The organism is Halomonas sp. MCCC 1A13316 (assembly GCF_014931605.1).
Lineage (GTDB): Bacteria > Pseudomonadota > Gammaproteobacteria > Pseudomonadales > Halomonadaceae > Halomonas.
This window is the reverse complement of sequence record NZ_CP053382.1, coordinates 2,788,468-2,813,908: the sequence shown is the minus strand read 5'-3', so window position 1 is coordinate 2,813,908 and position 25,441 is coordinate 2,788,468. Positions and strand designations below refer to the sequence as shown.

Annotated in this window: 20 protein-coding genes; 18 read left to right on the top strand and 2 right to left on the bottom strand. The window is 61.2% G+C overall.

The window, feature by feature from the left end:
• The first annotated feature begins 4 nt into the window (after positions 1–4).
• The 8 genes from HNO52_RS12950 to HNO52_RS12915 all read left to right on the top strand — a co-directional run bounded on the left by HNO52_RS12950 (position 5) and on the right by HNO52_RS12915 (position 9,696).
• Positions 5–2,461, top strand: coding sequence for a DUF3141 domain-containing protein (locus HNO52_RS12950; RefSeq protein ID WP_232090290.1), 2,457 nt, complete (start codon positions 5–7; stop codon positions 2,459–2,461).
• A 279-nt stretch (positions 2,462–2,740) separates the two neighbouring features.
• Positions 2,741–5,368, top strand: coding sequence for a type I DNA topoisomerase (gene topA / locus HNO52_RS12945; protein WP_197565698.1), 2,628 nt, complete (start codon positions 2,741–2,743; stop codon positions 5,366–5,368).
• Positions 5,365–5,829, top strand: a complete 465-nt coding sequence (locus HNO52_RS12940) for a DUF6586 family protein (protein ID WP_197565697.1) — start codon at positions 5,365–5,367, stop codon at positions 5,827–5,829. Before topA ends, HNO52_RS12940 begins: the two co-directional genes overlap by 4 nt.
• A gap of 137 nt (positions 5,830–5,966) precedes the next feature.
• The gene (locus HNO52_RS12935) at positions 5,967–6,431 is read left to right on the top strand and encodes a 2-hydroxyacyl-CoA dehydratase (protein WP_197565696.1); all 465 of its coding nucleotides are present in this window, start codon (positions 5,967–5,969) and stop codon (positions 6,429–6,431) included.
• 47 nt (positions 6,432–6,478) lie between these two features.
• Complete coding sequence (locus HNO52_RS12930) at positions 6,479–6,937, top strand: hypothetical protein (protein WP_197565695.1); 459 nt, start codon at positions 6,479–6,481, stop codon at positions 6,935–6,937.
• A gap of 188 nt (positions 6,938–7,125) precedes the next feature.
• A complete protein-coding gene (locus tag HNO52_RS12925) occupies positions 7,126–8,370 on the top strand; it encodes a GspE/PulE family protein (RefSeq protein ID WP_197565694.1) in 1,245 nt (414 codons plus the stop codon).
• Between the two features lie 254 nt (positions 8,371–8,624).
• Complete coding sequence (locus HNO52_RS12920; RefSeq protein WP_197565693.1) at positions 8,625–9,239, top strand: L,D-transpeptidase family protein; 615 nt, start codon at positions 8,625–8,627, stop codon at positions 9,237–9,239.
• Positions 9,240–9,432: 193 nt separating this feature from the next.
• Complete coding sequence (locus tag HNO52_RS12915) at positions 9,433–9,696, top strand: Lpp/OprI family alanine-zipper lipoprotein (protein ID WP_167110963.1); 264 nt, start codon at positions 9,433–9,435, stop codon at positions 9,694–9,696.
• 136 nt (positions 9,697–9,832) lie between these two features.
• On the opposite strand, the gene HNO52_RS12910 is transcribed toward HNO52_RS12915, so the two are convergent.
• Positions 9,833–10,909, bottom strand: a complete 1,077-nt coding sequence (locus tag HNO52_RS12910; RefSeq protein ID WP_197565692.1) for a L,D-transpeptidase family protein — start codon at positions 10,907–10,909, stop codon at positions 9,833–9,835.
• A 192-nt stretch (positions 10,910–11,101) separates the two neighbouring features.
• Positions 11,102–14,551 (bottom strand): transcription-repair coupling factor, encoded by a 3,450-nt coding sequence (gene mfd, locus HNO52_RS12905; RefSeq protein ID WP_197565691.1) that lies wholly within the window; start codon positions 14,549–14,551, stop codon positions 11,102–11,104.
• Between the two features lie 235 nt (positions 14,552–14,786).
• Between mfd and HNO52_RS12900 the strand changes: the two genes are divergently transcribed.
• From HNO52_RS12900 to sthA, 10 genes are all read left to right on the top strand, one after another.
• Positions 14,787–16,250, top strand: a complete 1,464-nt coding sequence (locus HNO52_RS12900; RefSeq protein ID WP_197565690.1) for a glyceraldehyde-3-phosphate dehydrogenase — start codon at positions 14,787–14,789, stop codon at positions 16,248–16,250.
• 366 nt (positions 16,251–16,616) lie between these two features.
• Positions 16,617–17,966, top strand: a complete 1,350-nt coding sequence (locus HNO52_RS12895) for a Na(+)-translocating NADH-quinone reductase subunit A (RefSeq protein ID WP_197565689.1) — start codon at positions 16,617–16,619, stop codon at positions 17,964–17,966.
• A complete protein-coding gene (locus HNO52_RS12890) occupies positions 17,966–19,192 on the top strand; it encodes an NADH:ubiquinone reductase (Na(+)-transporting) subunit B (RefSeq protein WP_197565688.1) in 1,227 nt (408 codons plus the stop codon). Before HNO52_RS12895 ends, HNO52_RS12890 begins: the two co-directional genes overlap by 1 nt.
• Complete coding sequence (locus HNO52_RS12885; protein WP_197565687.1) at positions 19,192–20,004, top strand: Na(+)-translocating NADH-quinone reductase subunit C; 813 nt, start codon at positions 19,192–19,194, stop codon at positions 20,002–20,004. The genes HNO52_RS12890 and HNO52_RS12885 overlap by 1 nt, the downstream gene beginning before the upstream one ends.
• Positions 20,005–20,015: 11 nt before the next feature.
• Entirely contained in the window at positions 20,016–20,684 is a 669-nt protein-coding gene (locus tag HNO52_RS12880) for an NADH:ubiquinone reductase (Na(+)-transporting) subunit D (protein WP_197565686.1), read from the top strand.
• Position 20,685: 1 nt separating this feature from the next.
• The gene (gene nqrE / locus HNO52_RS12875) at positions 20,686–21,303 is read left to right on the top strand and encodes an NADH:ubiquinone reductase (Na(+)-transporting) subunit E (protein WP_197565685.1); all 618 of its coding nucleotides are present in this window, start codon (positions 20,686–20,688) and stop codon (positions 21,301–21,303) included.
• A gap of 68 nt (positions 21,304–21,371) precedes the next feature.
• Positions 21,372–22,604: an NADH:ubiquinone reductase (Na(+)-transporting) subunit F gene (nqrF, locus tag HNO52_RS12870; RefSeq protein WP_197565684.1), complete on the top strand. Its 1,233-nt coding sequence runs from the start codon at positions 21,372–21,374 to the stop codon at positions 22,602–22,604.
• A complete protein-coding gene (locus HNO52_RS12865; protein ID WP_197565683.1) occupies positions 22,601–23,377 on the top strand; it encodes a hypothetical protein in 777 nt (258 codons plus the stop codon). Before nqrF ends, HNO52_RS12865 begins: the two co-directional genes overlap by 4 nt.
• A 20-nt stretch (positions 23,378–23,397) precedes the next feature.
• The gene (gene nqrM, locus HNO52_RS12860) at positions 23,398–23,664 is read left to right on the top strand and encodes a (Na+)-NQR maturation NqrM (protein WP_197565682.1); all 267 of its coding nucleotides are present in this window, start codon (positions 23,398–23,400) and stop codon (positions 23,662–23,664) included.
• 87 nt (positions 23,665–23,751) lie between these two features.
• Positions 23,752–25,143: a Si-specific NAD(P)(+) transhydrogenase gene (gene sthA / locus HNO52_RS12855; protein WP_197565681.1), complete on the top strand. Its 1,392-nt coding sequence runs from the start codon at positions 23,752–23,754 to the stop codon at positions 25,141–25,143.
• Positions 25,144–25,441 lie beyond the last annotated feature (298 nt).

Below are 25,441 nucleotides of genomic sequence, written 5' to 3'. Positions count from 1 at the left end.
GAACATGAACTCACTCTTGCCGACACCCTCCAAAGAAGCCCTCAGCTTCCTGGACCCATTCGGTTTCGGCCGTGCCGCCTTCGACTACTGGCGAGACGCCGTCGAACGCAGCGTGCTGTACATGGACGTGATGCGCGAGCGTGGCAACCAGTACCTTGAACATATCGAAAAGACCAAGCCTAACGTGCTTGGCTTCGACGCTGAAGTGGTGATGGATGGCCGCAGCCTGCCACGGCCGGTGAACTACGAGCTGATGCGCATCCTGCCTCCGCCCGACGTCGAGATCGATCTCCAGGCACGGCCCTTCGTAGTCGTCGACCCGCGAGCCGGACACGGCCCCGGTATCGGCGGCTTCAAGCCGGACAGTGAAATCGGCGTTGCCCTGCGTGCTGGCCACCCCTGCTATTTCATCGGATTTCTGCCTTATCCCGAGCCTGGCCAGACGGTAGAGGACGTGGTAGAGGCAGAGATCGCTTTCCTGCACCGGGTGATCGAGGAGCATCCGCAGTCATGTCAAAAGCCCATGGTAGTGGGCAATTGCCAGGCAGGTTGGCAGATCATGATGGCGGCCTCGCTCGAGCCCGACTGTTTCGGGCCGATTCTTATTGCCGGTGCGCCGCTCTCCTACTGGGCTGGCGAGAGGGGCAAGGCACCCATGCGCTATACCGGTGGCATGACCGGCGGCAGCTGGATGACGACCCTGGCCAGCGACCTGGGCGACGGGTTGTTCGACGGTGCCCTGTTGGTGCAGAACTTCGAACGCCTCAATCCGGCCAACACCTGGTGGGACAAGCAGTATCGACTCTACGCCAACGTCGAGACCGAGGCCGAACGCTACCTCAACTTCGAGCGTTGGTGGGGTGGTCACGTAGTGCTGGGCGGTGACGAGATTCAGTACATCGTCGACAATTTGTTCGTCGGCAACCGGCTATCCACCGCGCAGTTGGTCACCTCGGACGGACGTCGTATCGACCTACGCAACGTGCGTTCACCGGTAGTGGTATTCTGCTCCCAGGGCGACGACATCACCCCACCGCCTCAGGCGCTGGGCTGGGTACGGGATCTCTATGGGGGTACCGACGACATCATCGCCAGTGAGCAAACCATCGTCTATTGCGTGCATGACACTACCGGACACCTGGGTATCTTCGTGTCGGGCAGCGTATCACGCAAGGAGCATGCCGAGTTCACCGCCAATATCGACTATATCGATGTACTGCCGCCGGGTCTCTATGAGACCACGGTGACCAGCGCTGCCGAGCGTGATGATGCCGAACTGATCGAGCGCGACTACCTGCTCGAGTTCAAGGCGCGTTCCATCGAGGGGCTCAACCGGGACGTGCTGCATCATCGCGAAGAAGACGATACGCGTTTTGCCACCGTTGCGAGAATCTCGGAAATCAACCTAGGACTCTATCGGCTGTTCGTGCAGCCCTGGATACGTGCGGTAATGACACCCGAGGCGGCACGCCTGATGCGACGCATGCATCCGATCCGCCTGGGTTACAAGCTGCTTTCCGACCGCAATCCGCTGTCTGTGCCGCTGCCGGTATTGGCCGACTGGGTACGCCAAGATCGCCACCCCGTTGGCGAGAACAACCTGTTGCGTAACCTGGAGCTGGCTGCGTCGCGGCAGATATCCCACTCGCTCGATAGCTGGCGCGAGATTCGCGACCAGAGCATCGAACACACTTTCCTGACGGTATATGGGCAGCCCCTGCTGCAAGCCATGGTGGGGCTGGGTGGCGACGCTCACGTGCATCGTCGCCAGCCCGGCAGTGAGCCGGAACATCGCCGTTTCATCGAGCGACGCCAGGATGAGCTGCTCCATCGCGTGGCCCAAGGAGGCGTACACGAAGCGGTGATGCGCTCGGTGATTCACGTACTGGGCGGTGCCCCCACGACCGACGAGCGCAACTTCAAGCGCCTTCGGGCTTCGCGCGCCGAGCTGGAACCTGGCAGCAGCCTGTCGGACTTCAAGCATCTGGTGCGCGAGCAATTCTTCATCCTCAAGCAGGATCGCGATGCGGCACTGGCGGCGATACCGCAGCTTCTGTCGAACGAGCGAGCAGAAACGATTCGCGACTCCCTGGAGCATATCGACCACGTGCTGGCTGCAAGCGGTGAGCTTTCCGAGCACGCACGCAAGCGCTACGAGCATATTCGTGAACTGTTCGGCGAGGCGCTGGAGCGTGTCGACCCGGTTGAACATCGCCAGGCGTTAGCCGAACTTCACGACGAAGTGGCGATGGGCGCCAAGGCCGAGACTGCCGCTCGCAGCGAGGTGGCGAAATTGCTCAAGGCCGATCCCGAGGCACCCAAGCCCGAACAGCCCAGGCGATCCGCCGGCGAGAAGACGCGGAAGCAGGCTTCCAAGCCCCAAGCCGTTAACCAGTCGGACGATCGCAGTAGCGCGGCAAGCAACAAGCCGGGGGCCTCGCGCAAGCCGCGCAAGCGCTGAGCACGAGGTTTTGCCTGGACGTTTCAGTGCCCCTGCCGCTTGCGGCAGGGGCGCTGGTCGTTTGGCAAGAGTGAAAGTTGCGGCAACGGTATGACCGACTTGATGCTACTTTCACATTGCTGCTTTACTGCCGCCATGGTTGAAGCGACTGGCGTGAAACAGGTTGCTGGGGTAGGGTAAGCGGATTTTTCACCCCGCGAGGATCGTCCGCCGAGGACAGGCGGGCCGGAACCGTTCAGGTGGGGCTCCAGAACCCCGCCGTGCAGAATGTGGAGCACTATGGGCAAGTCATTGGTCATCGTCGAGTCGCCGGCCAAGGCCAAGACGATCAACAAGTATCTCGGCAGCGAGTTCATCGTGAAGTCGAGCGTGGGTCATATCCGTGACCTGCCGACCAGCGGCTCGGGCAAGGCGGCTTCAGATCCCAAGGAGCGCGCGCGCCAGGCAGCGGCAACGCGCAAGATGTCGCCCGAGGAGAAGGCCGAGTACAAGAAGCACAAGGCCAAGGATCAACTCGTGCGGCGCATGGGTATCGATCCGGAGCATGGCTGGAAGGCCCACTATGAGATTCTGCCCGGCAAGGAAAAGGTCGTCTCCGAGCTGCAGAAGCTCGCCGAGAAGGCCGATACCGTCTATCTCGCGACCGATCTCGACCGCGAGGGGGAGGCCATCGCCTGGCATCTCAAGGAGACCATCGGCGGCGCCGACGAGCGTTATCGCCGTGTGGTCTTCAACGAGATCACCAAGAATGCCATCAAGGAGGCATTCAAGGAGCCCGGCACGCTCAACGTTCCCCGCGTCGAGGCTCAACAGGCCAGGCGCTTCCTCGATCGCGTGGTGGGTTTCATGCTGTCGCCGCTGCTGTGGGCGAAGATCGCCCGCGGCCTCTCGGCTGGCCGGGTACAGTCGGTGGCGGTGCGCTTGATCGTCGAACGCGAGCGCGAGATACGCGCCTTCGTTCCCGAAGAGTTCTGGGACGTGCATGCCGATCTCGTCTCGAAGGATGGCGAGCCGGTGCGTTTCGAACTGGTGCGCCAGGACGGCAAGGCCTTCCGGCCCACTTCGGAAGCCGAGACGCTCGAGCGTATCGAGCGGCTGCGCAAGGCAAGCCTTGCCATCACGGCGCGTGAGGACAAGCCCACCCGTTCGAAGCCCAATGCTCCCTTCATTACCTCGACCCTGCAGCAGGCCGCCAGCGGGCGACTCGGCTTCTCGGTGAAGAAGACCATGACGTTGGCCCAGCGCCTCTACGAGGCGGGCTACATCACCTACATGCGTACCGATTCCACCAATCTGTCGCAGGATGCGGTGGCCATGGCGCGAGAGCATATCGAGCAGGAGTACGGCAAGCGCTACCTGCCCGAGTCGCCCAACCGCTACTCGAGCAAGGAGGGCGCTCAGGAGGCCCACGAGGCGATCCGCCCCTCCGACGTCAATCGCATGGCCTCCGACCTGGCCGGTATGGAGCGTGACGCCGAGCGCCTCTACGAGCTGATCTGGCGTCAGTTCGTGGCCTGCCAGATGACCCCTGCCGAATACCTCTCCAGCACCCTGACCGTGGAAGCCGACGGCTATGAGCTCAAGGCCAAGGGCCGGGTGCTCAAGTTCGACGGCTACACGCGGGTGATGAAGCCGGCCGGCAAGAACGAGGACCAGGCGTTGCCGGATCTCGCCGAGGGCACGTCCATGCGACTCGAGGCGCTCGACCCCCAGCAGCACTTTACCAAGCCACCGGCCCGCTATACCGAGGCGAGTCTGGTCAAGGAGCTGGAGAAGCGCGGTATCGGCCGCCCTTCGACCTATGCCTCGATCATCTCCACCATCCAGGATCGCGGCTACGTCAAGCTGGAGAGCCGGCGTTTCTACGCCGAGAAACTCGGCGATATCGTCACCGAGCGGCTCAAGGAATCCTTTCCCGACCTGATGGATTTCTCCTTCACCGCGCGCATGGAAGATAGCCTCGACGAGGTCGCCGAGGGCGAGCGCAACTGGCGTGAACTGCTGGATGCGTTCTACGCCGAGTTTCGCGAGGAGCTCGAGGCGGCCGAGAGCGAGGAGGGCATGCGGCCCAACCAGCCGGTGCCCACCGATATCGACTGTCCCACCTGTGGGCGCAAGATGCAGATCCGCACGGCATCCACCGGCGTGTTCCTGGGCTGCTCCGGCTACAACCTGCCGCCCAAGGAGCGCTGCAAGACCACCATCGACCTGCTGCCCGGCGATGAGGCGGTACCCGCCGATGCCGGCGAAGAGGCCGAAACCCAGGCGCTGCGCGCCAAGCATCGCTGCCCCAAGTGCGGCACGGCGATGGACAGCTACCTGATCGACGAAAACCGCAAGCTCCACATTTGCGGCAATAGCCCCGACTGTGATGGCTATGAGATCGAACAGGGCAAGTTTCGTATCAAGGGCTATGAAGGCCCAACTATCGAATGTGACAAGTGCGGCAGCGAGATGCAGCTCAAGTCGGGCCGCTTCGGCAAGTATTTTGGTTGCAGCAACGAGTCGTGCAAGAACACTCGCAAGCTGCTGAGAAGCGGCGAGGTGGCTCCGCCAAAGATGGACCCCATTGCGATGCCGGAGCTGGCCTGCCAGAAGGTAGACGACCACTACGTGCTACGTGATGGCGCCAGCGGCCTGTTCCTGGCGGCGAGCAAGTTCCCGCGCAATCGCGAGACGCGTCCCCCGCTGGTGCAGGAACTGAAGGCTCACGCCGAAGAGCTGCCGGAGAAATACCACTATCTGCTCGAGGCGCCGAGCGAGGATCCAGAGGGTCGTCCGGCCCAGATCCGCTACTCGCGCAAGAGCAAGGAGCAGTTCGTCATGACCGAGGAGGAGGGCAAGGCGACCGGCTGGCGAGCGACCTATGATAACGGTAGGTGGCAAGTGGAGGACAAGCGCAAGTGAGCCCTCGAGCCCGTACCAATCAGTTGCTCTACCAGGCCGAGCTGATTCTGGACATTCCTCCGGGTAACGACGAGCACGGCGAAGCAAGGCGCATGGCTTCAGAGGAAGCCGCGCTGGCGCTGACCGAGCTGGCGCTGGAGTCGCTGCTGCGTGAGGTGACCGAGCATGCGCGGCTGGAGCGCCATGACTGGCGCGAGCTGTTGGGTGCCGAGGGGAGTGGAATTGCCGAATTGCATCGCTTGCGTGAGCTGGCGATGCGTCCCGAAAGCTGGCTTTGCTGGCTGTTGCAGCGCTTCGATGCGCTACATGAAAGTGCCGGCGTGGCGCGTCGGCGTAACTCTGCTCAGCCGGGACTCATCGTAGTAGGCAGTGGTGCTGCGCTAGGCGATGAATTGCGCGCCTGCCTGCATGAGGCCAAGCGGGAGATAGCATCGCTGCGCGAAACCAGCGAGGAATGGTAGCCCACCTAGCCCTGGATCCGCTTGCTTTACCAATCGCCTTTGATTGATATAAGTCAAGCGATCGCGGTGGGCATTGGCTAGGATGAAAGCAAGCAGTCGGTCATCGAGACTGGCGGAGTGTTTCGGGGGGGGCTCGTATGCGTTTTCATCAAGTCAGAGAGCTGGTGGACTGGGCGGCGGATTACCATGCCCGCCTGGCCGAACAATACTCCCGGCTGGCCGCGACCGGTGACGACGAACGGGTACGAATGGCGCTGAAATACCTGGCAGAGCGAGAGCTCAAGCTGCAAGCCGACCTGCTGGGCTATCTAAGCGATGGCAGTGACCATGGCGACGTACTGAACACCTGGTTCGACGACCCCAATGACTTTCCCCATCCTCCTGTACTCGAACGTCTGCCGGAAGGCATCGAAGTTGAGAGCGTGCAGAGCGTACTTGCAACAGCGTTGACCGCGCACAGGACCCTTCAGGATCTCTATGCCCACCGGGCCGATCTGGCCGGTGGCAATCATGAGAAAGAATTCTTCGAGGCTTTGTCCAAGGGGCATGAAGGGGAGGTGCGCCGTCTCGTGCGCAACATGCAACGGCTCGAAGACTATTGAGTTTATGTGCCAGACTGCAGATAGGCCTCACGATCAAGGAGACCGTCATGCCGGAACGATTTATGTTGAGCTCCATCTCGAACGATCTTCTCTCCCCCCAGATGCTCGGTTACTGGAACGATGGGTCGCTGCGTGAAGTGCCGGACGACTCCGGCATCTATTGCGTCTTTCGTGCAGCCGCAGACCCTGAGACGAACGTCATGGAAGTCCAACAATTACTCTACGTGGGCGAGCATCGCAACGTACGTTACGGCTTGCAGCACCATCCCGACAAGGGGAAATGGCATGCCTTCCTGCAGCCTGGTGAGGAGCTGTGGTACTCGATGGGGTTGAGTGGCTACGTCAATCGAGAACGTCTGGCTGCGGCCATGATTCATGCCCACAAGCCCCGTTTCAACGGTGACAGCGAGTACCTGGATCGCTATCCGTTCCCCGCGACCACGGTGCATATCTACGGCAAGAAGGACAAGCTGCAGAGCATTTTTACCGTGGAGCATCGCGCTTAGTGCAGGCGGTGGCATACCCGAAGAGCTCGTGTCAGTGAGTGCCCCCGACAGGCTTGCCTGTCGGGGGCACTGTGCTTGCGGGCGTCGTGAGGCCGCCGGGCTGTGGTTCACCGCGCTTGGACTAGACTGCTTCCATTGGCCGATTCTCGCCGTCAGCGTGCAGAGGAACAATCAGGGAGGAGCAAACCGTGTCCGAGAATTCCTACAATCGCCACTTGCTTCCCGCACTGTGGCCATTGCTCGAGGCGGAGCAGACAACGAAGGGGACGACGCTCGAGGCATTCGCCCTACTCGGCGATGCCCTGCGTGCCAGGGCCACCGACGTGCACCTGGATCCCGAGCATGAGGCCTACCGAATCCGCCTGCGCATCGACGGGCGTATCGTAGATGCGCTACGGGTCGATGCGGCGCAAGGTGCGCGCCTGGTGAACCAGTTCAAGGTGCTGTCCAAGCTCAATCCGGTCCCTTCCCTGTTCACCGCAGAAGGCAGTTTCCACTGGTCGCGGGAGGGGGGCGACGACAAGGAGATCTTCCTGCGCGTCACGGCGGTGCACTGCGTGACGGGTGAAAAGCTCGCGGTTCGCTTCCTGGCGCCGCCGCAGACCTTCGACGACATTGTGGCACTGGGTATCGGCGAAGAGGGAGCGTTGGGCATAAGACGCTGGATGGATGCCACAGGGAGCATGCTGCTGGTGGCCGGGCCAACCGGTGCAGGCAAGACCACCACGCTTTATACCCTGCTTGGCCAGTTGCAGTTGACCGATAGTCACGTCGTCACTCTAGAGAATCCCGTCGAGTACAGCATCCCCGGTATCAACCAGATCCAGGTGAACCTCGACCACGGTCTGGATTTCGCCAACGGCACCCGTTCGCTCCTGCGGCTCGATCCCGATTATGTGCTCATTGGTGAGATTCGCGATCGCGAGTCGGCGCATGCGTCGCTCAGCGTGACCAGTAGCGGTCGTTCGCTGATGGGCACACTGCATAGTCGCGATGCGGTGGGAGTGGTGACCTCGATGCGTCAACTCGGCCTTACCGACAGTGAGATCAGCGCCAACCTGGGGCTGATAATCGCCCAGCGGCTGGTTCGCCGGCTGTGTCAGCATTGTCGCGAGCAGGTGCCGCCTGAGCGGAGCGACTGCGAATGGCTGGAGGCGATCGGTCATGCTCCGCCTGCGCTCACCTGGAACGCCAAAGGGTGTCCGCAATGCGACGGCCTGGGTTTCCACGGTCGCATTGGCGTGTTTGAAATCTGGCAGCTTTCTCCCGAAGACCATGCCCGGATTCTGCGTCATGCCGACGAGTCCGAGCTGCGCCGCAGCCTGCTCGAGCGGGGCGTCGGGTTGATGCTGGCCGATGGGCTGGCCAAGGCAGAGGCGGGGATCACCAGTCTGCGGGAAGTGTTCCGTATGGGGGCCATTCTATCGGCTTGAGTCGTGGGCTTCTCGCAGGCATCGCACTCATGGAGTCGTCAAGATGATGGTGCACAAGTAAATGGCGCGATCTCATAAGGTGGCAAGAATATCTTGGCTGACTTCTCTCGGATCCCCTGCGATAGCCTGCCACTTGGGTAACGCGCGACCTGGTTGTCGCTCCGCCAAGGCTCGGTTACGTTAAGCGAACTGACAGTCGTCAAGCGATACGTTATAAAGCGCCTGTCGCGTACCAATCTGCCCGTGAGGAGCCGATGAGATCCGTTTCCCGCCGTCGCTTCGGCCAACTGGCCCTGCTGGCCCCCTTCACTCTGGTGATGGGTCATGAAGCCCAGGCCAACCTGATAGAAACCATGCTGGCGCGCGCTCATCTGCCTCGTCATGCTGACGAAGTGTGGGTTCTCATCGATGACAACGAGTCCGCGCTGAGCCTCTATCGCGGTGACACGCTTCTCGAACGTTTCGCTCCCATCTCGTTGGGACGTGCCGGGGCAAGCGTAATGCGGACTCAGGGGGGCAACATGACCCCGAAAGGTGAGTTTCGCGTCAATCGGTTCAATTGGGAGAGCGATTGGCACATTTTCGTCGGGCTGGACTACCCGACCCCTTCCCATGCACGCATGGCGATGGAATCAGGGCTTTACACGAAGCAGGATTACGCAGATTATTTTGCCTACTATCGGCATCACGGTTACCCACCCCAGCAAACTGTGCTCGGCGGCTTCATCGGTATTCATGGTGTCGGTAAGGGGGACCCAGAGGTTCATGCCAGGTTCAACTGGACTCAAGGATGTGTAGCGGTGACCGACAGGCAGATCGAAAGGCTTTCTGAGCTAATCGACATTGGCACTCGCGTCGTCATCCGCTAGGCTCTAGATACGCAAGGGACGTTTCGAGCTATGGACAAGCGCCGTGTGTTATTATAAAACAGCGTTTGACTCTTGTGCTTGGCAGCAGTCGCTGCAAGAATCCTGCACTGAGCAGGGGAGCCTGTACCACAGGCAACATCAACGCCGCTGTACTTAACTCGTGCAGTACCAAGGAAGACTCAAGGAGAACATCATGACTCTGAAGACCACCCTGAAGCTGACCGCCGCTGCTGCTTCTATGGCCATTCTGGCTGGTTGTGCCAGCAACGCCGCTCTGGATGAGGTTCGCCAGACTGCTGAAGCCGCCCAGGCCGACGCTGCAGAAGCTCGCAGCATCGCTACTCAGGCTCAGAACACTGCCAACCAGGCGCAGCGTGACGCCCAGGCGGCTCTGCAGATGTCTGAGCAGAACCGCGAGGAAATGAACCGCATGTTCCAGCGCTCCATGCAGAAGTAATTCTGCTGGAGCGCCGCATCGTCTTCGGGCGATGGCGGTTCTGCAACGAGAAAACCCCGCCTCGGCGGGGTTTTCTCGTTGCTCGGAGTGAACCGCAACGGAGAGGCGCGTGGCGGTTCCCCGTTGTGGGTCCAGGCTAGAGGTGACTGACTTCCAGTTCCGAGAACAGGCTGGTCTGCTGGCTGATTTCCAGCTCGGAGAACAGCCCGTCGTCGAGCGTCTCCTCCTGACTCTCCGAGGCCGGCTCTTCCTCGGCTACCCTTAGCAGCGAAACCAGGCGGCCGTCGGGCTGTTCCACGACTTGACGCAACTGGGCATAATCGATCGGTGCGGGTTCTTCGCCGAAGGCACCTGCCACGATTTCCATGGCGTTGAGGATGGGCTCAAAGGTGCCGAGGTTCTCCTCTAGCTGAGGGAACGATTGCGCGTAGAGAACTCCGTCGGCAGACCAGGCAACCTTGAACGGCTGATCGATGATATTGACCTGAGTGCCGCTCGGGACACGCTCGTAGAGCGACTCGATGTCTTCGGGGAACATGCGGATACAGCCTCGGCTGGCGCGCATGCCGACACCATCGGGTCGGTTGGTGCCATGGATCAGGTAGCTGGGCAAGCCGAGCAGGATGGCGTGGCGACCCAGGGGGTTGTCAGGGCCAGGTGGCACGACGGCGGGTGCCGGTTCGCCACGGGCGGCTGCTTCTTCACGCATGGAGCTCGGTGGCGACCAGTGGGGATCCTTTACCTTGACGGTGGTACGGGTTACGCCCACGGGAGTCGCGAAGCCGTCGCGGCCGATACTGATGGGGTAGGTCTCGACGATGCCGGGGCGCGAATAATAATACAGGCGCAGCTCCGAGAGGTTGACCACGATACCTTCCCGCGGTGCGTCCGGGAGAATGTACTGGGCCGGGATCACCACCTCGGTACCAGAATGGGGTGCCCAGACGCTGACCTCTGGATTGGCCATGCGCATCCCCTCGTAGCCCACGTTGTGGCGGCGCCCGATATCGAGCAGGGTTTCCCCTTCCTCGACGGTCACGGTATAAGCCTCGCCGATCACGTTGCCCTCGTCGGGCAGATGGAAATGGCCTCGGGGCAACTCCTGGGGGGCTTCTGTGCCTTCTTCGGCAAGGGCCGTCGTCGCCAGTATGGCGGCTAGGCCGAACAGGGCAGCGCCAAGACCGATACGCCTGGCCAGTGTCGGGTTCTTCATCTACGTCAGGATCTCGTTTCTAGGTCGCCTGAAGGACGCATGTCGACATGCCTTCTTCGGGCGACGGTCATGCGCTCTCCCGTTAGGGGGAGCGCCAGGTTCGTGCAAGGCTGCGATAAGATGCATGTGTATAGTATAGCGTTCGCGGGCGTTGCGGGAGTCCCGCCGCACCTCGCGAGAGGGCCGTTCCGCTCAGGCGGCCTGAGCCTTGAGATTGAGTGTGTCGAGTAATTGCTCCACGGCCTGAAAGCGGGCCTCTTCCTTTTCCATCTCCGCTTCGAAGCGAAGGGTGTCGGCGCCGTCGAGGCGATAACGCTGTGGTTCTGCCTGGATCATCTTGACCAGCGTCAGTGGATCGACTTGGGTCTGGCCGCCAAAAATGACCCGCCCGCGTGCGGCGCCAGCCTCCAGTCGTACTATGCCGAGACGCTCTGCGCGCTGACGCAAGCGTGTCTGGCGAATCAGGGTCTTGACCGGTGCCGGTAGCAGGCCGAAGCGGTCAATCATCTCCACTTGCAGCTCGTTGAGCTCGGCTTCATCGGCGGCGCTTGCGATGCGCTTGTACATCACCAGGCGCTGCTGGACGTCGGGCAGATAGTCGTCGGGGATCAGTGCCGGCAGGTTGAGGCTGATCTCGACGCCGTCGCTGAGCGGGGATTCGATATTGGGCGTCTTGCCGGCGCGTATGGCGGCCACTGCGCGGTCGAGCATCTCCATGTAGAGGGTGTAGCCGATGGCTTCCATCTGGCCGCTTTGCTCCTCGCCGAGCAGCTCACCGGCGCCACGAATCTCCATGTCGTGGCTGGCCAACGTAAAGCCGGCACCGAGATCTTCCGCGGCGCCGATGGCCTCCAGGCGCTTGACGGCGTCCTTGGTGATCGCCCGCGGCGGCGGCGCAAGCAGATAGGCATAGGCCTGGTGGTGGCTGCGGCCCACGCGGCCGCGCAGCTGGTGCAGCTGGGCCAGGCCGAACTTGTCGGCGCGCTCGATGACGATAGTGTTGGCGCTGGGTACGTCAATGCCGGTCTCGATGATGGTGGAGCACACCAATACGTTGTAGCGCTTGTGGTAGAAGTCCGACATGACCCGCTCCAGGGCGCGCTCGGGCAACTGGCCGTGGGCCACCGCTACGCGAGCTTCCGGCACCAGCGAGCGGATCGTCTCGGCAGCGGTCTCGATGGTCCTGACCTCGTTGTGCAGGTAATAGACCTGTCCGCCGCGCAGGATCTCGCGCAGGATGGCTTCCTTGATGATCGATTCGTCGCGCTGTTGGACGAAGGTCTTCACCGACAGCCGGCGTGCCGGCGGTGTGGCGATGATCGACAGGTCGCGGATGCCGCTCATGGCCATGTTGAGCGTGCGTGGTATCGGTGTGGCGGTGAGGGTGAGGATGTCGACCTCGGCACGCAGCTCCTTGAGCCGCTCCTTCTGGGCGACACCGAAGCGGTGCTCCTCATCGATGATGAGCAGCCCCATGTTGGGCAGTTTCATCGACTTCGACAGCAGCTTGTGGGTGCCGATCACGATGTCGGCCTGGCCGCTTTCGATACGCTTGAGCGAGGCCGCCTGGCCCTTGCCGGCGGTGAAACGAGAGATCAGCTCAATTTGCACGGCGGTGTCGGCGAAGCGGTCACGGAAGTTTTCGTAATGCTGGCGGGCGAGCAGGGTGGTAGGCACCAGCACTACTACCTGACGCTCCGAGTGTACCGCAAGGAAAGCGGCACGCATGGCGACCTCGGTCTTGCCGAAGCCAACATCGCCGCATACCACACGGTCCATGGGGCGTGGCGCCGTCATGTCACCGATCACCGCACTGATGGCGGCTCGCTGGTCCGGGGTTTCTTCGAAGGGGAAGCTGGCGGCAAAGCGGGCGTACTCCTCGTCGGGAAGGGCGCAGGCGAAGCCTTCGCGCGCCTCGCGACGGGCATAGACGTCGAGCAGCTCGGCAGCCGTATCACGAATCTTCTCCGCCGCTTTGCGGCGCGCCTTGTCCCATTGGTCTGAACCGAGCCGGTGGAGCGGGGCAAGCTCGTCGTCGGCGCCGGCATAGCGCGAGATAAGATGCAGGTTGTCCACCGGTACGTAGAGCTTGGCTTCATCGGCGTATTCCAGGGCGACGAACTCGGCCGCCTGGCCACCGGCCTCCAACCGCTCCAGGCCACGATAGCGCCCCACGCCATGGGTCTGGTGCACCACCGGGGCGCCCGGGCGTAACTCGGCAAGGTGGCGAATGGCCAGCTCGCCCATATCGGTGGCCTTCTCGCGGCGCCGGCTCTGGCGTACTACATCGCCGAACAGTTCCGTCTCGCTGACCACGGCAAGGCTGGGCTGCTCGAGCCATAGCCCGCTGCTGACCTCGCCCTCGGTGAGGGCCAGTCGCGAGCCGCCTTGGCAAAAGGCGTCGAATCCCTCGGCGTGGGGAAGTTCGAGGTGCAGCGGCGCCAGCATCTCCTCCAGCGCCTCGCGGCGACCGCGTGATTCGGCGACGAATAGCACTCGCATGTCGCGGTGCTCATCGAGGAACCTTTCCAGTGCCGCCAGCGGCTGCTTGGCACGGGCATTGATCGCTATTTCAGGCAATGTCTGCGCAGCGGCTCGATGGGCATGGCGGTGCTCTGGATCGGCGGTCAGTTCCACACGTGGGTGGCGCTTGATGGCGGCAAAAACCTCGGCAACCGGCACGAAGGCACGGTGGGGAGGCAGTAGCGGCCGGGTTGGGTCGTCGCCTAGGTTCTCGTAGCGGCTCTCGATGGCTTGCCAGTGATGCTCTGCTGCCGCAAAGGTGTCTGGCAGCAGTGCCACGCGTGTGCCTTCGGCCAAGTGCTCGAATAGCGTCGCCGTCTCCTCGAAGAAGAGTGGCAGGTACTGCTCCAGGCCGGGGGAGGGAATGCCCTTGAGCGCATCGACATACAGCGGGCACTGGCGCGGGTCGACGTCGAACAGCGTCTCGAAGCCTTCGCGGAAGCAGGCGATCGCCGAGCGTGACAGCGAATATTCGTGTGCTGGCAGCAGCTCCACTCGCTCGACCTTGTCCTCGCTGCGCTGGGTGTCGGGGTCGAAGCGCCGCAGGGTGTCGACCTCGTCGTCGAACAGGTCGATGCGAAGCGGGCTTTCACTGCCCATGGGATAGAGATCAATCAACGCACCGCGCAGGGCATACTCGCCCGGTTCGTAAACGGTCTCCACGGCCCGGTAGCCGGCGCGGGACAGGCTTTCGCGGAAGCCTTCGCGATCCAGGCGCATGCCCACCTCGAGGGTAAGTACGCGCCCGGCGATATACGCTACCGGGGGGAGTCGCTGCATCAGGGTATTGACCGGCACCAGCACGATGCCATGTTCACCATTCTGGAGGCGGCGCAGGGTCCGCAGGCGCTCCGACACGATATCCTGATGCGGCGAGAAACTGTCGTAGGGCAGGGTCTCCCAGTCGGGAAAGGGCAGTACCGGTACCTTGGCGAAGAAATTCAGGTCGTTTTCCAGCCGCTGGGCGCTGGCGGTATCCGGTGTGACGACAAGTAGCGGCGCGTCGCTGGCAAGGTGAGCCAGCGCCAGGGCAGCCGAACTGCCGGGCGGTGTCTGCCAGTAGAGGGTGTCGCGAGTCCCCGTCGGGCGGGGCGGATCGAGCGGCGAGAATTTGGGCATGATGTCGTCAGGCGTTTCGTCGGTCGTGGGTGCTGGTCGTCGAGGCCGCATGCAATGCCTGGTTGGGAGTCACTGCATCCGCTAGGTGAGCGATCATACCAGCCCGACGCAGTGCTTGTAGTCAACCATCGATTTCTGTAATCCCCCTACATCACCTGCGACCATCCTGCGATTGCCCCAGCGAAGCGCGAACGGGATAATGACGAGGAATTTACGACTATTAGAGAGGCTTCACGTGAGTCAGCAACCCCTCGAGACCGTCTTCCAGGAATGGCACGACAATCAGGCGTTTGCCGAACAAATGATCCCGCTGATCGGCAGCCTCTATCGCCACAACAACGTGGTCACCACCCTCTACGGGCGCTCGTTGTTCAACCGCTCGGTGATCCGCATCCTGAAGGATCATCGTTTCGTCAGGAAGGTTGAGGGCACCGAGCTCTCGGTGCAGGATACTCTGCCCTTGGTCCAGGCCATGACCGAGCTCAATCTGGGCCCGGCGCATGTCGACGTAGGCAAACTGGGCGTGATCTTCAAGAAGCGCGGTGGGGGCGACGCTAAGGCCTTCCTGCGCGAGGAACTGGCCGAGATCGTCGATACCCACGACCCCGATGGCAGCAACGGTCAGTCACAGGATGTGGTGCTGTACGGCTTCGGTCGTATCGGTCGCCTGCTGGCGCGGGTGCTGGTAGAGAAAGCTGGTGGCGGCAATCTTCTGCGTCTGCGTGCCATCGTCGTGCGTGGCCGGGGCGATATCGCCAAGGACCTGGAAAAGCGCGCGAGCCTGCTGCGTCGTGATTCGGTCCACGGCCCGTTCGACGGCACCATCAGCGTCGACTACGAAACCCGCACCATTACGGCCAACGGCAACGTGATCCAGGTGATCTACGCCGACAAGCCTAGCGATGTCGATTACACCGCCTACGGCATCGACAACGCCGTCGTAGTCGACAACACCGGTATTTGGCGCGACGAAGAGGGCCTCGGCCAACACCTCGAATGCAAGGGTGTCTCCAAGGCGCTGCTCACGGCTCCGGGCAAGGGCGATATCAAGAACATCGTCTTCGGTATCAACCATGGCGATATCGTGGCGGACGACAATATCCTGTCCGCGGCCTCCTGTACCACCAACGCCATCGTGCCGGTGCTCAAGGTGCTCAACGACGAGTACAGCATCGAATGCGGCCACGTCGAGACGGTTCACGCCTACACCAACGACCAGAACCTGATCGACAACTACCACAAGGGCGACCGCCGCGGGCGCAGTGCACCGCTCAACATGGTGCTGACCGAAACCGGTGCCGCCAAGGCGGCGACCAAGGCGTTGCCGGAGCTATCCGGCAAGCTGACCGGCAACGCCATTCGTGTGCCGATTCCCAACGTTTCCATGGCCATCCTCAACCTGACCCTGGGACGCGAGACCGACGCCGAGGCACTCAACGACTACTTGCGCCGCATGTCGATCGACTCCTCCTACCAGAAACAGATCGATTACGTCGATTCGCCCGAGGTGGTGTCGTCCGATTTCGTCGGTAACCGCCATGCCGGAATCGTCGATGCCAAGGCGACCATCGCCAGTGGCAAGCAAGCGGTGCTCTACGTATGGTACGACAATGAGTTCGGCTACAGCTGCCAGGTGGTACGCATCCTGCAACATATCTCCAACGTGCATTTCCTGAAGTTGCCCCGCGCTCAGGGCTGACCTCGTGCTGCCGGCCATTTCCGACCCACGGGGTCGGGAATGGCTGATCCAGGTCATCTTCATGCCATTCTGAGCAGCGCCTGTGTACGCTCGACCCGCTTCATCGGGACCCGCCTAACCCTTGATTCAAGTGCCTTTCAACGCCTCTTGAACCGTGCCGAAGCCAAGCGTAGAGCGCTTTTATACCCCCTTTTGCGACCTTAGGCCGTGTGGTCTTTGGTCGCGCTTGTCTTTATAATACTGTGGATTTTTTCGGGGTGGTCCGAAGTACTTCGGGCCTGACTGGTAACGTACTGACCCAACAAGAATTCGAATCCATTCGAACCCCTTTCCTTCGCATTTCCGATCCATCAACTGGGCGAGACTATGATCGAAGTCAAGAAAGGCCTGGATCTCCCCATCATGGGGACGCCCGAGCCGCGCATCGAGGATGCGCGAGCCGTGCGTCACGTGGCTGTCCTGGGCACCGATTACGTCGGCATGAAGCCGACCATGGAGGTCCGGGAAGGGGACAAGGTGAAACTGGGCCAACTCCTCTTCACCGACAAGAAGAACCCCGGCGTGCGCTTCACGGCACCGGCTGCCGGCGAAGTCGTCGCCATCAACCGTGGCGAGAAGCGCAAGCTGCTCTCGGTCGTGATCCAGGTCGACGAGAACGAGGACGCGATCGAGTTCACGGCCCATGGACGCGACAAGCTCGCGTCCCTCGAACGACAGGTCGTCGTCGATCAACTGGTCGAATCGGGGCTGTGGACGGCGCTGCGTACGCGCCCCTTCTCACGCAGCCCGGCCCTCGACAGCGAGCCGGTTGACATCTTCGTCACTGCCGTCGACACGCACCCCCTGTGCGCGAATCCTGCCGACGTCATCGCCGAGCAGGCCGAGGCCTTCGAAGATGGGCTCAAGGTTCTGTCCAATCTAACCCAGGGCAAAGTCTTCCTGTGTACTGCGCCCGACGCAAAGATTCCTGGCGGCGACGTGGCAGGCGTGCAGGTCGAGACCTTCGGCGGCCCACATCCGGCCGGCCTGGTCGGTACGCATATCCACTTCCTCTCCCCGGTCGCTCTGCACAAGCGTGTCTGGCACATCGGCTATCAGGACGTGATCGCTTTTGGCAAGCTGTTCGCCGAAGGCCGGCTCGACATGGCGCGGATCGTCGCCGTGGGTGGGCCGCGCGCCGAGAAGCCACGCCTGCTGCGCACGCGGATCGGCGCCAGCACCGAGGAACTGTTGGCGGGAGAAATCCTCCAACCCGAAGATACGCGCGTGATCTCCGGCTCGGTGTTCTCCGGCTTCACCGCGGAAGGCAGCCTGCGCTACCTGGGCCGCTTCCACAATCAGTTCACTCTGCTCGAAGAGGGCAACAAGCGTGCCTTCCTGGGTTGGCTGTCGCCGGGTAATAACCGCCACTCGGTGCTGGGGATCTACCTGTCGAAGTTCAAGGGGCTCAGCAACTATGCGCCCAATACTTCTACCAATGGTTCCGAGCGGGCCATGGTGCCGGTAGGTGCCTACGAGCAAGTGATGCCGCTGGACATTCTACCGACCCAGCTGTTGCGTACGCTGATCGTCGGAGACATCGAGGCAGGCATGCAGCTTGGGTGTCTGGAGCTGGATGAAGAGGACCTGGCGCTGTGCACCTATGTGTGCCCGGGCAAGTACGAATACGGTCCCATCCTGCGTGACAACCTCACCATGATCGAGAAAGAGGCCTGATGATGGGTATCCGACAGACGCTCGACAATCTCGAACCGCATTTCCACAAGGGCGGCAAGTACGAGAAGTGGTACCCGCTGTACGAGGCGGTTGACACCATCTTCTATTCACCGCCCAGCGTAACCAAGACCACGGCCCACGTGCGCGACGGTATCGATCTCAAGCGCATCATGATCACCGTGTGGTTGTGCACCTTCCCGGCGATGTTCTTCGGTATGTGGAACGCCGGCTGGCTGGCCAACAGTGCCATTGCCGACGGTTATGCCTCAATGGACGGTTGGCGCGAAGCCATCCTCATGGTGCTTGCCTCGGGCCACGACCCGGACAGCTTGTGGGCCAACTTCGTACTCGGCGCCACCTACTTCCTGCCAATCTACCTGGTGACCTTCGTCGTGGGGGGCTTCTGGGAAGTGCTGTTTGCCGTCAAGCGCGGCCATGAGGTCAACGAAGGCTTCTTCGTTACTTCCGTGCTTTACGCCCTGGTCTTACCGGCTACCATCCCGCTGTGGCAGGTGGCGCTGGGTATCACTTTCGGCGTGGTGATCGGCAAGGAAATTTTCGGCGGCACCGGCAAGAACTTCCTCAATCCGGCACTGACCGGCCGTGCCTTCCTGTATTTTGCCTACCCGGCGCAGATTTCGGGTGATGCAGTATGGGTCGCGGCCGACGGCTATACCGGTGCGACGCCGCTCTCCATCGCTTTCCAGGAGGGCATGGCAGAGCTGACCACACAGTACAGTTGGTGGGACGCCTTCATCGGATATCTACCCGGCTCAGTGGGTGAGGTCTCGGCGCTGGCTATCTTCATCGGGGCTGCGGTACTTCTATGGACCAAGATCGCCTCCTGGCGAATCATGCTGGGCTGCCTGCTCGGCATGGCGGGAACCAGCATGCTGTTCAACTTGGTCGGCTCTGAGACCAACCCGATGTTCGCCATGCCCTGGTACTGGCACTTGGTGATTGGCGGCTTCGCCTTCGGGATGGTGTTCATGGCGACCGACCCGGTGTCCGCTTCCATGACCAACCCGGGCCGCCTGATCTTCGGCATCCTGATCGGCGTGATGACCGTGCTGATCCGTGTGGTCAACCCGGCGTTCCCTGAAGGGATCATGCTGGCGATCCTGTTCGCCAACCTGTTCGCACCGTTGATCGACCACTTCTTTGTACAGGCCAACATCAAGCGTCGCATGCGGCGTGTCGGTGTGCCGGCCGAGGAGATCGCCTGATGGCACAGAGCAATAACTCCATCAAGAAGATTCTCACGGTGGCGTTCGCACTCTGTATCGTGTGTTCGGTCATCGTGTCGACCGCAGCGGTGGCGCTGCGGTCCAAACAGCAGCTCAACCAGGAGCTCGATCGCAAGACGAATATCCTGAGCGTGGCTAACCTGTACGAGCCGGGCATGGATGTGGAGGAGGCGTTCCGCGAAGTCACTCCACGCGTGGTCGACATGCGCACGGGTGAATACACCGACGAGTTCGATCCGGAAACCTTCGACCATTTCCAAGCGGCGCGCGATCCGGCCACGGGGCGCACCCTGTCCGGCGACCGCGACATCGCGGGTCTGAGCCGCGTCGAGAACTATGCCACTGTCTATCTGGTCGGCGACGCTGAGGATCCGGATCAGGTCATCTTGCCGATCCGTGGCCAGGGTCTGTGGGGGTTGATGCGTGGCTTCTTGTCGGTGGAAGGCGATGGCAATACCATCGTCGGCATCACCTACTACGAGCACAGTGAAACCCCAGGATTGGGTGCCGAGGTCAATAATCCGCGCTGGCAGGCTCAGTGGGAAGGCAAGAAAATCTTCGAAGACAGCGAGGATCTGGCCCCCGACATCCACCTGACCAAGGGCGGCGCCAATGACGAAATCGAGATAGATGCTCTGTCCGGCGCCACCCTGACCAGTAACGGCGTCACCAATATGCTGCAGTTCTGGCTGAGCCCAGAGGGTTTCGGTACGTATCTGGCGCGGTTCCGTGAGGGAATCGATCCGGAGGAAGCCCAAGAAGCTGACGTCGAACTCGAAGCTGAAGCTTAAGGAGCCTGACTATGTCCGCTGTGACTCCCAAGGGCGTCCTGACGACCCCGATCTTCAACAACAACCCCATCGCCCTGCAGGTGCTCGGCATCTGCTCGGCGCTGGCGGTGACGACCAGCATGAGCGTCTCGCTGGTCATGGCGCTGGCCGTTATCTTCGTGACGGCTTTCTCGAGCATGTTCGTGTCGCTGATACGCCACCATATCCCGTCCTCGATTCGTATCATCGTACAGATGACCATCATCGCCTCGCTGGTGATCGTGGTGGACCAGATCCTCAAGGCATACGCCTACGAGATGTCCAAACAGCTCTCGGTGTTCGTCGGCCTGATCATCACCAACTGCATCGTGATGGGGCGTGCCGAGGGTTTCGCCATGCAGAATTCGCCGGGACTGTCGTTTCTCGACGGCATCGGTAACGGGCTGGGCTACGGTTTCATCTTGATGACCGTTGGCTTCGTTCGCGAGCTGCTCGGTTCCGGCAGCGTGTTCGGCTTCACCATTCTGCCTACCGTACAGGATGGTGGCTGGTACGTGCCCAACGGCCTGCTGCTGCTGCCGCCGTCGGCATTCTTCATCATCGGCCTGCTCATCTGGGCACTGCGCTCTACCCATCCGGAGCAGATCGAGGCGAACGAGTTCAAGATGAAGGAAAACTCTCAACCGAAGGAGGCCGTGTAAAATGGAGCACTATATCAGCCTGTTCGTTGCCTCGGTCTTCGTCGAGAACCTGGCCCTGGCGTTCTTCCTGGGCATGTGTACCTTCCTGGCGGTATCCAAAAAGGTGTCGGCGGCCATCGGTCTCGGTATTGCGGTGATTGTGGTTCTTACCATCTCCGTGCCGGTTAACAACGTCATCTACAACGCGCTGCTGGCCGAAGGGGCTCTCACCTGGACCGGTATCGAAGGTGCCGAGAACATCGACCTGTCGTTCCTGGGGTTGCTCTCCTATATCGGGGTCATCGCCGCCTTGGTGCAGATCCTCGAGATGTTTCTCGACAAGTACGTGCCGGCGCTCTACAACGCGCTGGGGGTGTTCCTGCCGCTGATCACCGTGAACTGCGCCATCCTCGGGGGCGTGCTGTTCATGGTCGAGCGCAAATACGGCTTCGGCGAATCCGTGGTCTACGGCCTGGGTTCGGGCGTCGGCTGGGCGCTGGCCATCACCGCTCTGGCGGGGATTCGCGAGAAGCTCAAGTACAGCGACGTACCGGCCGGCCTGCAGGGACTGGGCATCACCTTCATCACCGTGGGTCTGATGTCGCTGGGCTTCATGTCGTTCTCCGGCATCCAGCTCTGAGCCAAGGTGCGTTTCCGGCGGTGTACTCATCGCCGGACAACAGGTCACACAGTAAATAGGAAACCGACATGGTTGGAACATCTATCATCTTGCTCGGTGTGTTCATGTTCACCGTGGTCGTCATAGGCCTCGTCCTGGTGATCCTGGCAGCCCGCAGCAAGCTCGTCAGCACCGGTGACGTTTCCATCGAGGTCAATGGCGACCCGGAACACACCATCACTACCCAGGCGGGTGGCAAGCTGCTCAACACCTTGGCAGCCAATGGTATCTTTCTCTCCTCCGCATGTGGCGGCGGCGGTTCCTGTGCCCAGTGCAAGTGCCGGGTAGAGGAGGGCGGCGGCTCTATCCTGCCCACCGAGGAGTCCCACTTCACCTTGCGGGAGAAGAAAGAGGGCTGGCGGCTCTCCTGCCAGGTGCCGGTCAAGCAGGACATGAAGATCGAGGTGCCCGAGGAGGTCTTCGGGGTCAAGAAGTGGGAGTGCGAGGTCATCGGCAACCCCAACGTGGCGACCTTCATCAAGGAACTCAATCTCAAGCTTCCCGAAGGCGAGAACGTTGATTTTCGCGCCGGTGGCTACGTGCAGCTGGTGGCACCGCCCTACGATATCAAGTTCTCCGACTTCGATATCGAGGAGGAGTACCGTGGCGACTGGGAGAAGTTCGATCTGTTCAAGATCTCCCACAAGAACACTGAGGAAGTCATTCGTGCCTACTCCATGGCGAACTATCCTGAAGAGAGAGGCATCCTCAAGTTCAACATCCGTATCGCCACACCACCTCCCGGCACCAATCATCCGCCAGGCTTGATGTCGACCTATGTCTTCAGCCTGAAGCCGGGCGACAAGGTGACCGTGATGGGCCCCTTCGGCGAATTCTTCGCCAAGGATACCGACGCCGAAATGGTCTTCGTCGGCGGTGGTGCGGGCATGGCGCCCATGCGCAGCCACATCTTCGACCAGCTCAAGCGCCTCAAGAGCGACCGCAAGATTTCCTTCTGGTACGGCGCGCGCTCCTGGCGTGAGACCTTCTATAACGACGAGTACGACCAGTTGGCCGAGGAGTTCCCCAACTTCCAATGGCATCTGGCGCTGTCGGACCCGCAGCCCGAGGACAACTGGACCGGCCCCACCGGGTTCATCCACAACGTATTGTACGAAAACTACCTCAAGGACCATCCGGCACCCGAGGACTGCGAGTACTACATGTGCGGTCCGCCCATGATGAACGCCTCCGTCATCAAGATGCTGCTTGATATGGGCGTCGAACCCGAAAACATCCTGTTGGATGACTTTGGCGGATGACCCCCTTCGCCCTCGGGCGATTCTCCGGGCTGGCTCTCGATGGGCCGGCCCGGCTCCTTTTTCCGTTGTTAGTGGTCATGGTGCTCGGCGCTTGCCGTGATCAGACCCGCGAGCATTTCATCCAGGGCACGGCTCTGGGAACGGGCTACCACATCACCCTCTATGCCGACCTCGACCATGATCAGGTCGCTGAACTCGAAGCCGGCATAGAAGGTGAACTGGCGAGTCTCGAACGGCAGCGAAGCAGCTTTACCCGAGCCTTTGATGCTGCCTTTGGCGAGTTTCGGCTGTCCTCAACGGCACTGCGACATGAAGCGGATCGCATGACACATGCGCTTGCCGTCGATCGGTTGGCGCTGTGGCTCGACGACCATCGCTTCGCTCTCTCTGCCGTGTTAGTGGAGGTAGGGGGAGTGATGCGTGGCCATGGCGCTCCTCCTGCGGGGAGCTGGCGGCTGTCGCTTGAACGAACCGGGCTACCCGCTCCGGATGGCGCCCGGCACGTCCGGATAGAGAATGCAGCGATAGTGCACCGCTTTGCTCGACAAGATGTGGTGCCACTGGTGACATTGTCGACTCCACTGGCGGTTAGTGTCATGGCACCGAGCGCCAGCCAGGCCATGCGCCAGGCAACGCAACTAATGCAGGCCTATCCAGAAGATGCTGTAAAACTGGCTGAGGCCATGGATAGCGCTGCCAGGGTTGTTGTCAAGACACCACAAGGTATCGAAATCCATCATACCGCGGCTCTCGAGCCCTGGCTCGAACACTAGCCGCCCGGGAGGGTAACCCAATGACCACTTTCTTCGTCGTACTGGGCTTCATGCTACTGATCATGGCGGCCATGGCCATCGGTGTGATCATGGGGCGTAAGCCCATCGCCGGATCCTGTGGTGGCCTCAACAAGCTGGGCCTCAAGGAAGGCTGCGATATCTGTGGGGGCAAGGACGAGATATGCGAGGAGGAGAACCGTAAGCGCAAGGGTGAGCCGGTCAGTGCACGTCGTTCCAGCGACGAGAGTCGTGGCGCAGATCTGGGCTATGACGCTTTGCGCCGCTAAGCTCAAGATATTTGGCGCGACATATGCGACGCCAACCTCCGGGAGCCGAGAACCAACATCGACAAGTGAAAGGAGACGCAAGAGCCAATGGCTGTCCACAACTACGACGTGGTGGTGATCGGTACCGGGCCCGCCGGGGAAAGTGCCGCCATCAACGCCGCCAAGCACGGCAAGAGGGTTGCGGTAGTAGAGAAGCAGCCGGTCCTGGGAGGCAATTGCACCCATTGGGGAACGATTCCCTCCAAGGCGCTGCGGCATCAAGTCAAGCAGATCATGCAGTTCAATACCAACCGCATGTTCCGCGATATCGGCGAGCCGCGCTGGTTCTCCTTTCCCAGGGTCATGGAGCGCTCGCGAATCACCATCGACCAGCAGGTCGAGATGCGCACCAAGTTCTATGCACGCAACCGCATCGATCTCTTCTCTGGTTTGGCACGCTTCAAGGACGAGCATACTCTGCTGGTGCGTGACCGGCAGGAGGCGCTGGAAGAGTTGGTTGCACAAAAGATCGTCATTGCCACGGGCTCCCGTCCCTATCGTCCTGCCGATATCAATTTCCGCCACCCGCGAATCTACGATTCCGATACCATTCTCAGCCTGTCGCATACACCGCGCACGCTAGTTATTTTCGGGGCGGGCGTGATTGGTTGTGAGTATGCTTCGATCTTCTCCGGGCTCGGGGTCAAGGTCGATCTGATCAACAACCGGGACAGCCTTCTCTCATTCCTCGATGACGAGATTTCCGATGCGCTCTCCTACCATCTCCGCAAGCACGGCGTGCTGATCCGTCACAACGAAGAGTACGAGCGAGTCGAAGGCGACGAGGCAGGTGTCGTGGTCTATCTCAAGTCTGGCAAGAAGCTGCGTGCAGACGCCTTCCTGTGGGCCAATGGACGGACCGGTAACACAGATGAACTGGGCCTCGAGAACATCGGCCTCGAGGCCAACGGCCGCGGCCAGCTTCAGGTCGACGATCATTACCGCACCGACATTCCCCACATCTATGCTGCCGGTGACGTCATCGGTTGGCCGAGTCTGGCGAGTGCCGCCTACGATCAGGGGCTCAATGCCTGCGACGAATTGCTCGAGCGGGAATACCGCTTCGTCAACGAAGTCCCGACGGGCATATACACGATTCCCGAGATCAGCTCTTTTGGGCGGACCGAACGCGAACTCACGGAAGCCAAGATCCCCTACGAGGTGGCCCAGGCCTTCTTCAAGGATACAGCTCGTGCCCAGATCACCGGCGACACCGTAGGTATGCTCAAGATCCTGTTCCATCAGGACACCTTGGAGATCTACGGCATCCACTGCTTCGGCGATCAGGCCTCGGAGATCGTCCATATCGGCCAGGCGATCATGCAGCAGAAGGGCGAGGCCAATACTCTCAACTATTTCGTCAATACCACGTTCAACTACCCCACCATGGCCGAGGCCTACCGGGTAGCGGCCCAGAACGGGTTGAATCGGGTTTTCTGAGCCGCACGTCCTTTTATCCTCTCGCTATTTAACTAGTCACTGCTCTCGTAGGAGAGCAGTTTTTTTTGCGTGCGCCAGGCATGGCGCGCAGCGCCTGACTGGCGCTGTTCCCGAGAGTGGTGTCTCGGGATGACTTGGGGGTGAAAGTCCCCTGCACGCCCGGCAAGGGGAAGTGCTAGCCGACGGCAAGGGTGTCTCCCGCGAGGGGGAATCTGAAGGAAGCCTGAGGCAAAACGCTGGCCTGACGAACAGGAAGCGGATACAAGGCGGCATGGCGGGGTGAGGTGTCAAGAGTCAC

Coding starts and splice junctions, on each gene's coding strand:
- HNO52_RS12950 (WP_232090290.1), top strand. CDS start 5: ATGAACTCACTCTTGCCGACACCCTCCAAAGAAGCCCTCAGCTTCCTG.
- topA (WP_197565698.1), top strand. CDS start 2,741: ATGGGCAAGTCATTGGTCATCGTCGAGTCGCCGGCCAAGGCCAAGACG.
- HNO52_RS12935 (WP_197565696.1), top strand. CDS start 5,967: ATGCGTTTTCATCAAGTCAGAGAGCTGGTGGACTGGGCGGCGGATTAC.
- HNO52_RS12930 (WP_197565695.1), top strand. CDS start 6,479: ATGCCGGAACGATTTATGTTGAGCTCCATCTCGAACGATCTTCTCTCC.
- HNO52_RS12920 (WP_197565693.1), top strand. CDS start 8,625: ATGAGATCCGTTTCCCGCCGTCGCTTCGGCCAACTGGCCCTGCTGGCC.
- HNO52_RS12915 (WP_167110963.1), top strand. CDS start 9,433: ATGACTCTGAAGACCACCCTGAAGCTGACCGCCGCTGCTGCTTCTATG.
- HNO52_RS12910 (WP_197565692.1), bottom strand. CDS start 10,909: ATGAAGAACCCGACACTGGCCAGGCGTATCGGTCTTGGCGCTGCCCTG.
- mfd (WP_197565691.1), bottom strand. CDS start 14,551: ATGCCCAAATTCTCGCCGCTCGATCCGCCCCGCCCGACGGGGACTCGC.
- HNO52_RS12895 (WP_197565689.1), top strand. CDS start 16,617: ATGATCGAAGTCAAGAAAGGCCTGGATCTCCCCATCATGGGGACGCCC.
- HNO52_RS12890 (WP_197565688.1), top strand. CDS start 17,966: ATGATGGGTATCCGACAGACGCTCGACAATCTCGAACCGCATTTCCAC.
- HNO52_RS12885 (WP_197565687.1), top strand. CDS start 19,192: ATGGCACAGAGCAATAACTCCATCAAGAAGATTCTCACGGTGGCGTTC.
- HNO52_RS12880 (WP_197565686.1), top strand. CDS start 20,016: ATGTCCGCTGTGACTCCCAAGGGCGTCCTGACGACCCCGATCTTCAAC.
- nqrE (WP_197565685.1), top strand. CDS start 20,686: ATGGAGCACTATATCAGCCTGTTCGTTGCCTCGGTCTTCGTCGAGAAC.
- nqrF (WP_197565684.1), top strand. CDS start 21,372: ATGGTTGGAACATCTATCATCTTGCTCGGTGTGTTCATGTTCACCGTG.
- HNO52_RS12865 (WP_197565683.1), top strand. CDS start 22,601: ATGACCCCCTTCGCCCTCGGGCGATTCTCCGGGCTGGCTCTCGATGGG.
- nqrM (WP_197565682.1), top strand. CDS start 23,398: ATGACCACTTTCTTCGTCGTACTGGGCTTCATGCTACTGATCATGGCG.
- sthA (WP_197565681.1), top strand. CDS start 23,752: ATGGCTGTCCACAACTACGACGTGGTGGTGATCGGTACCGGGCCCGCC.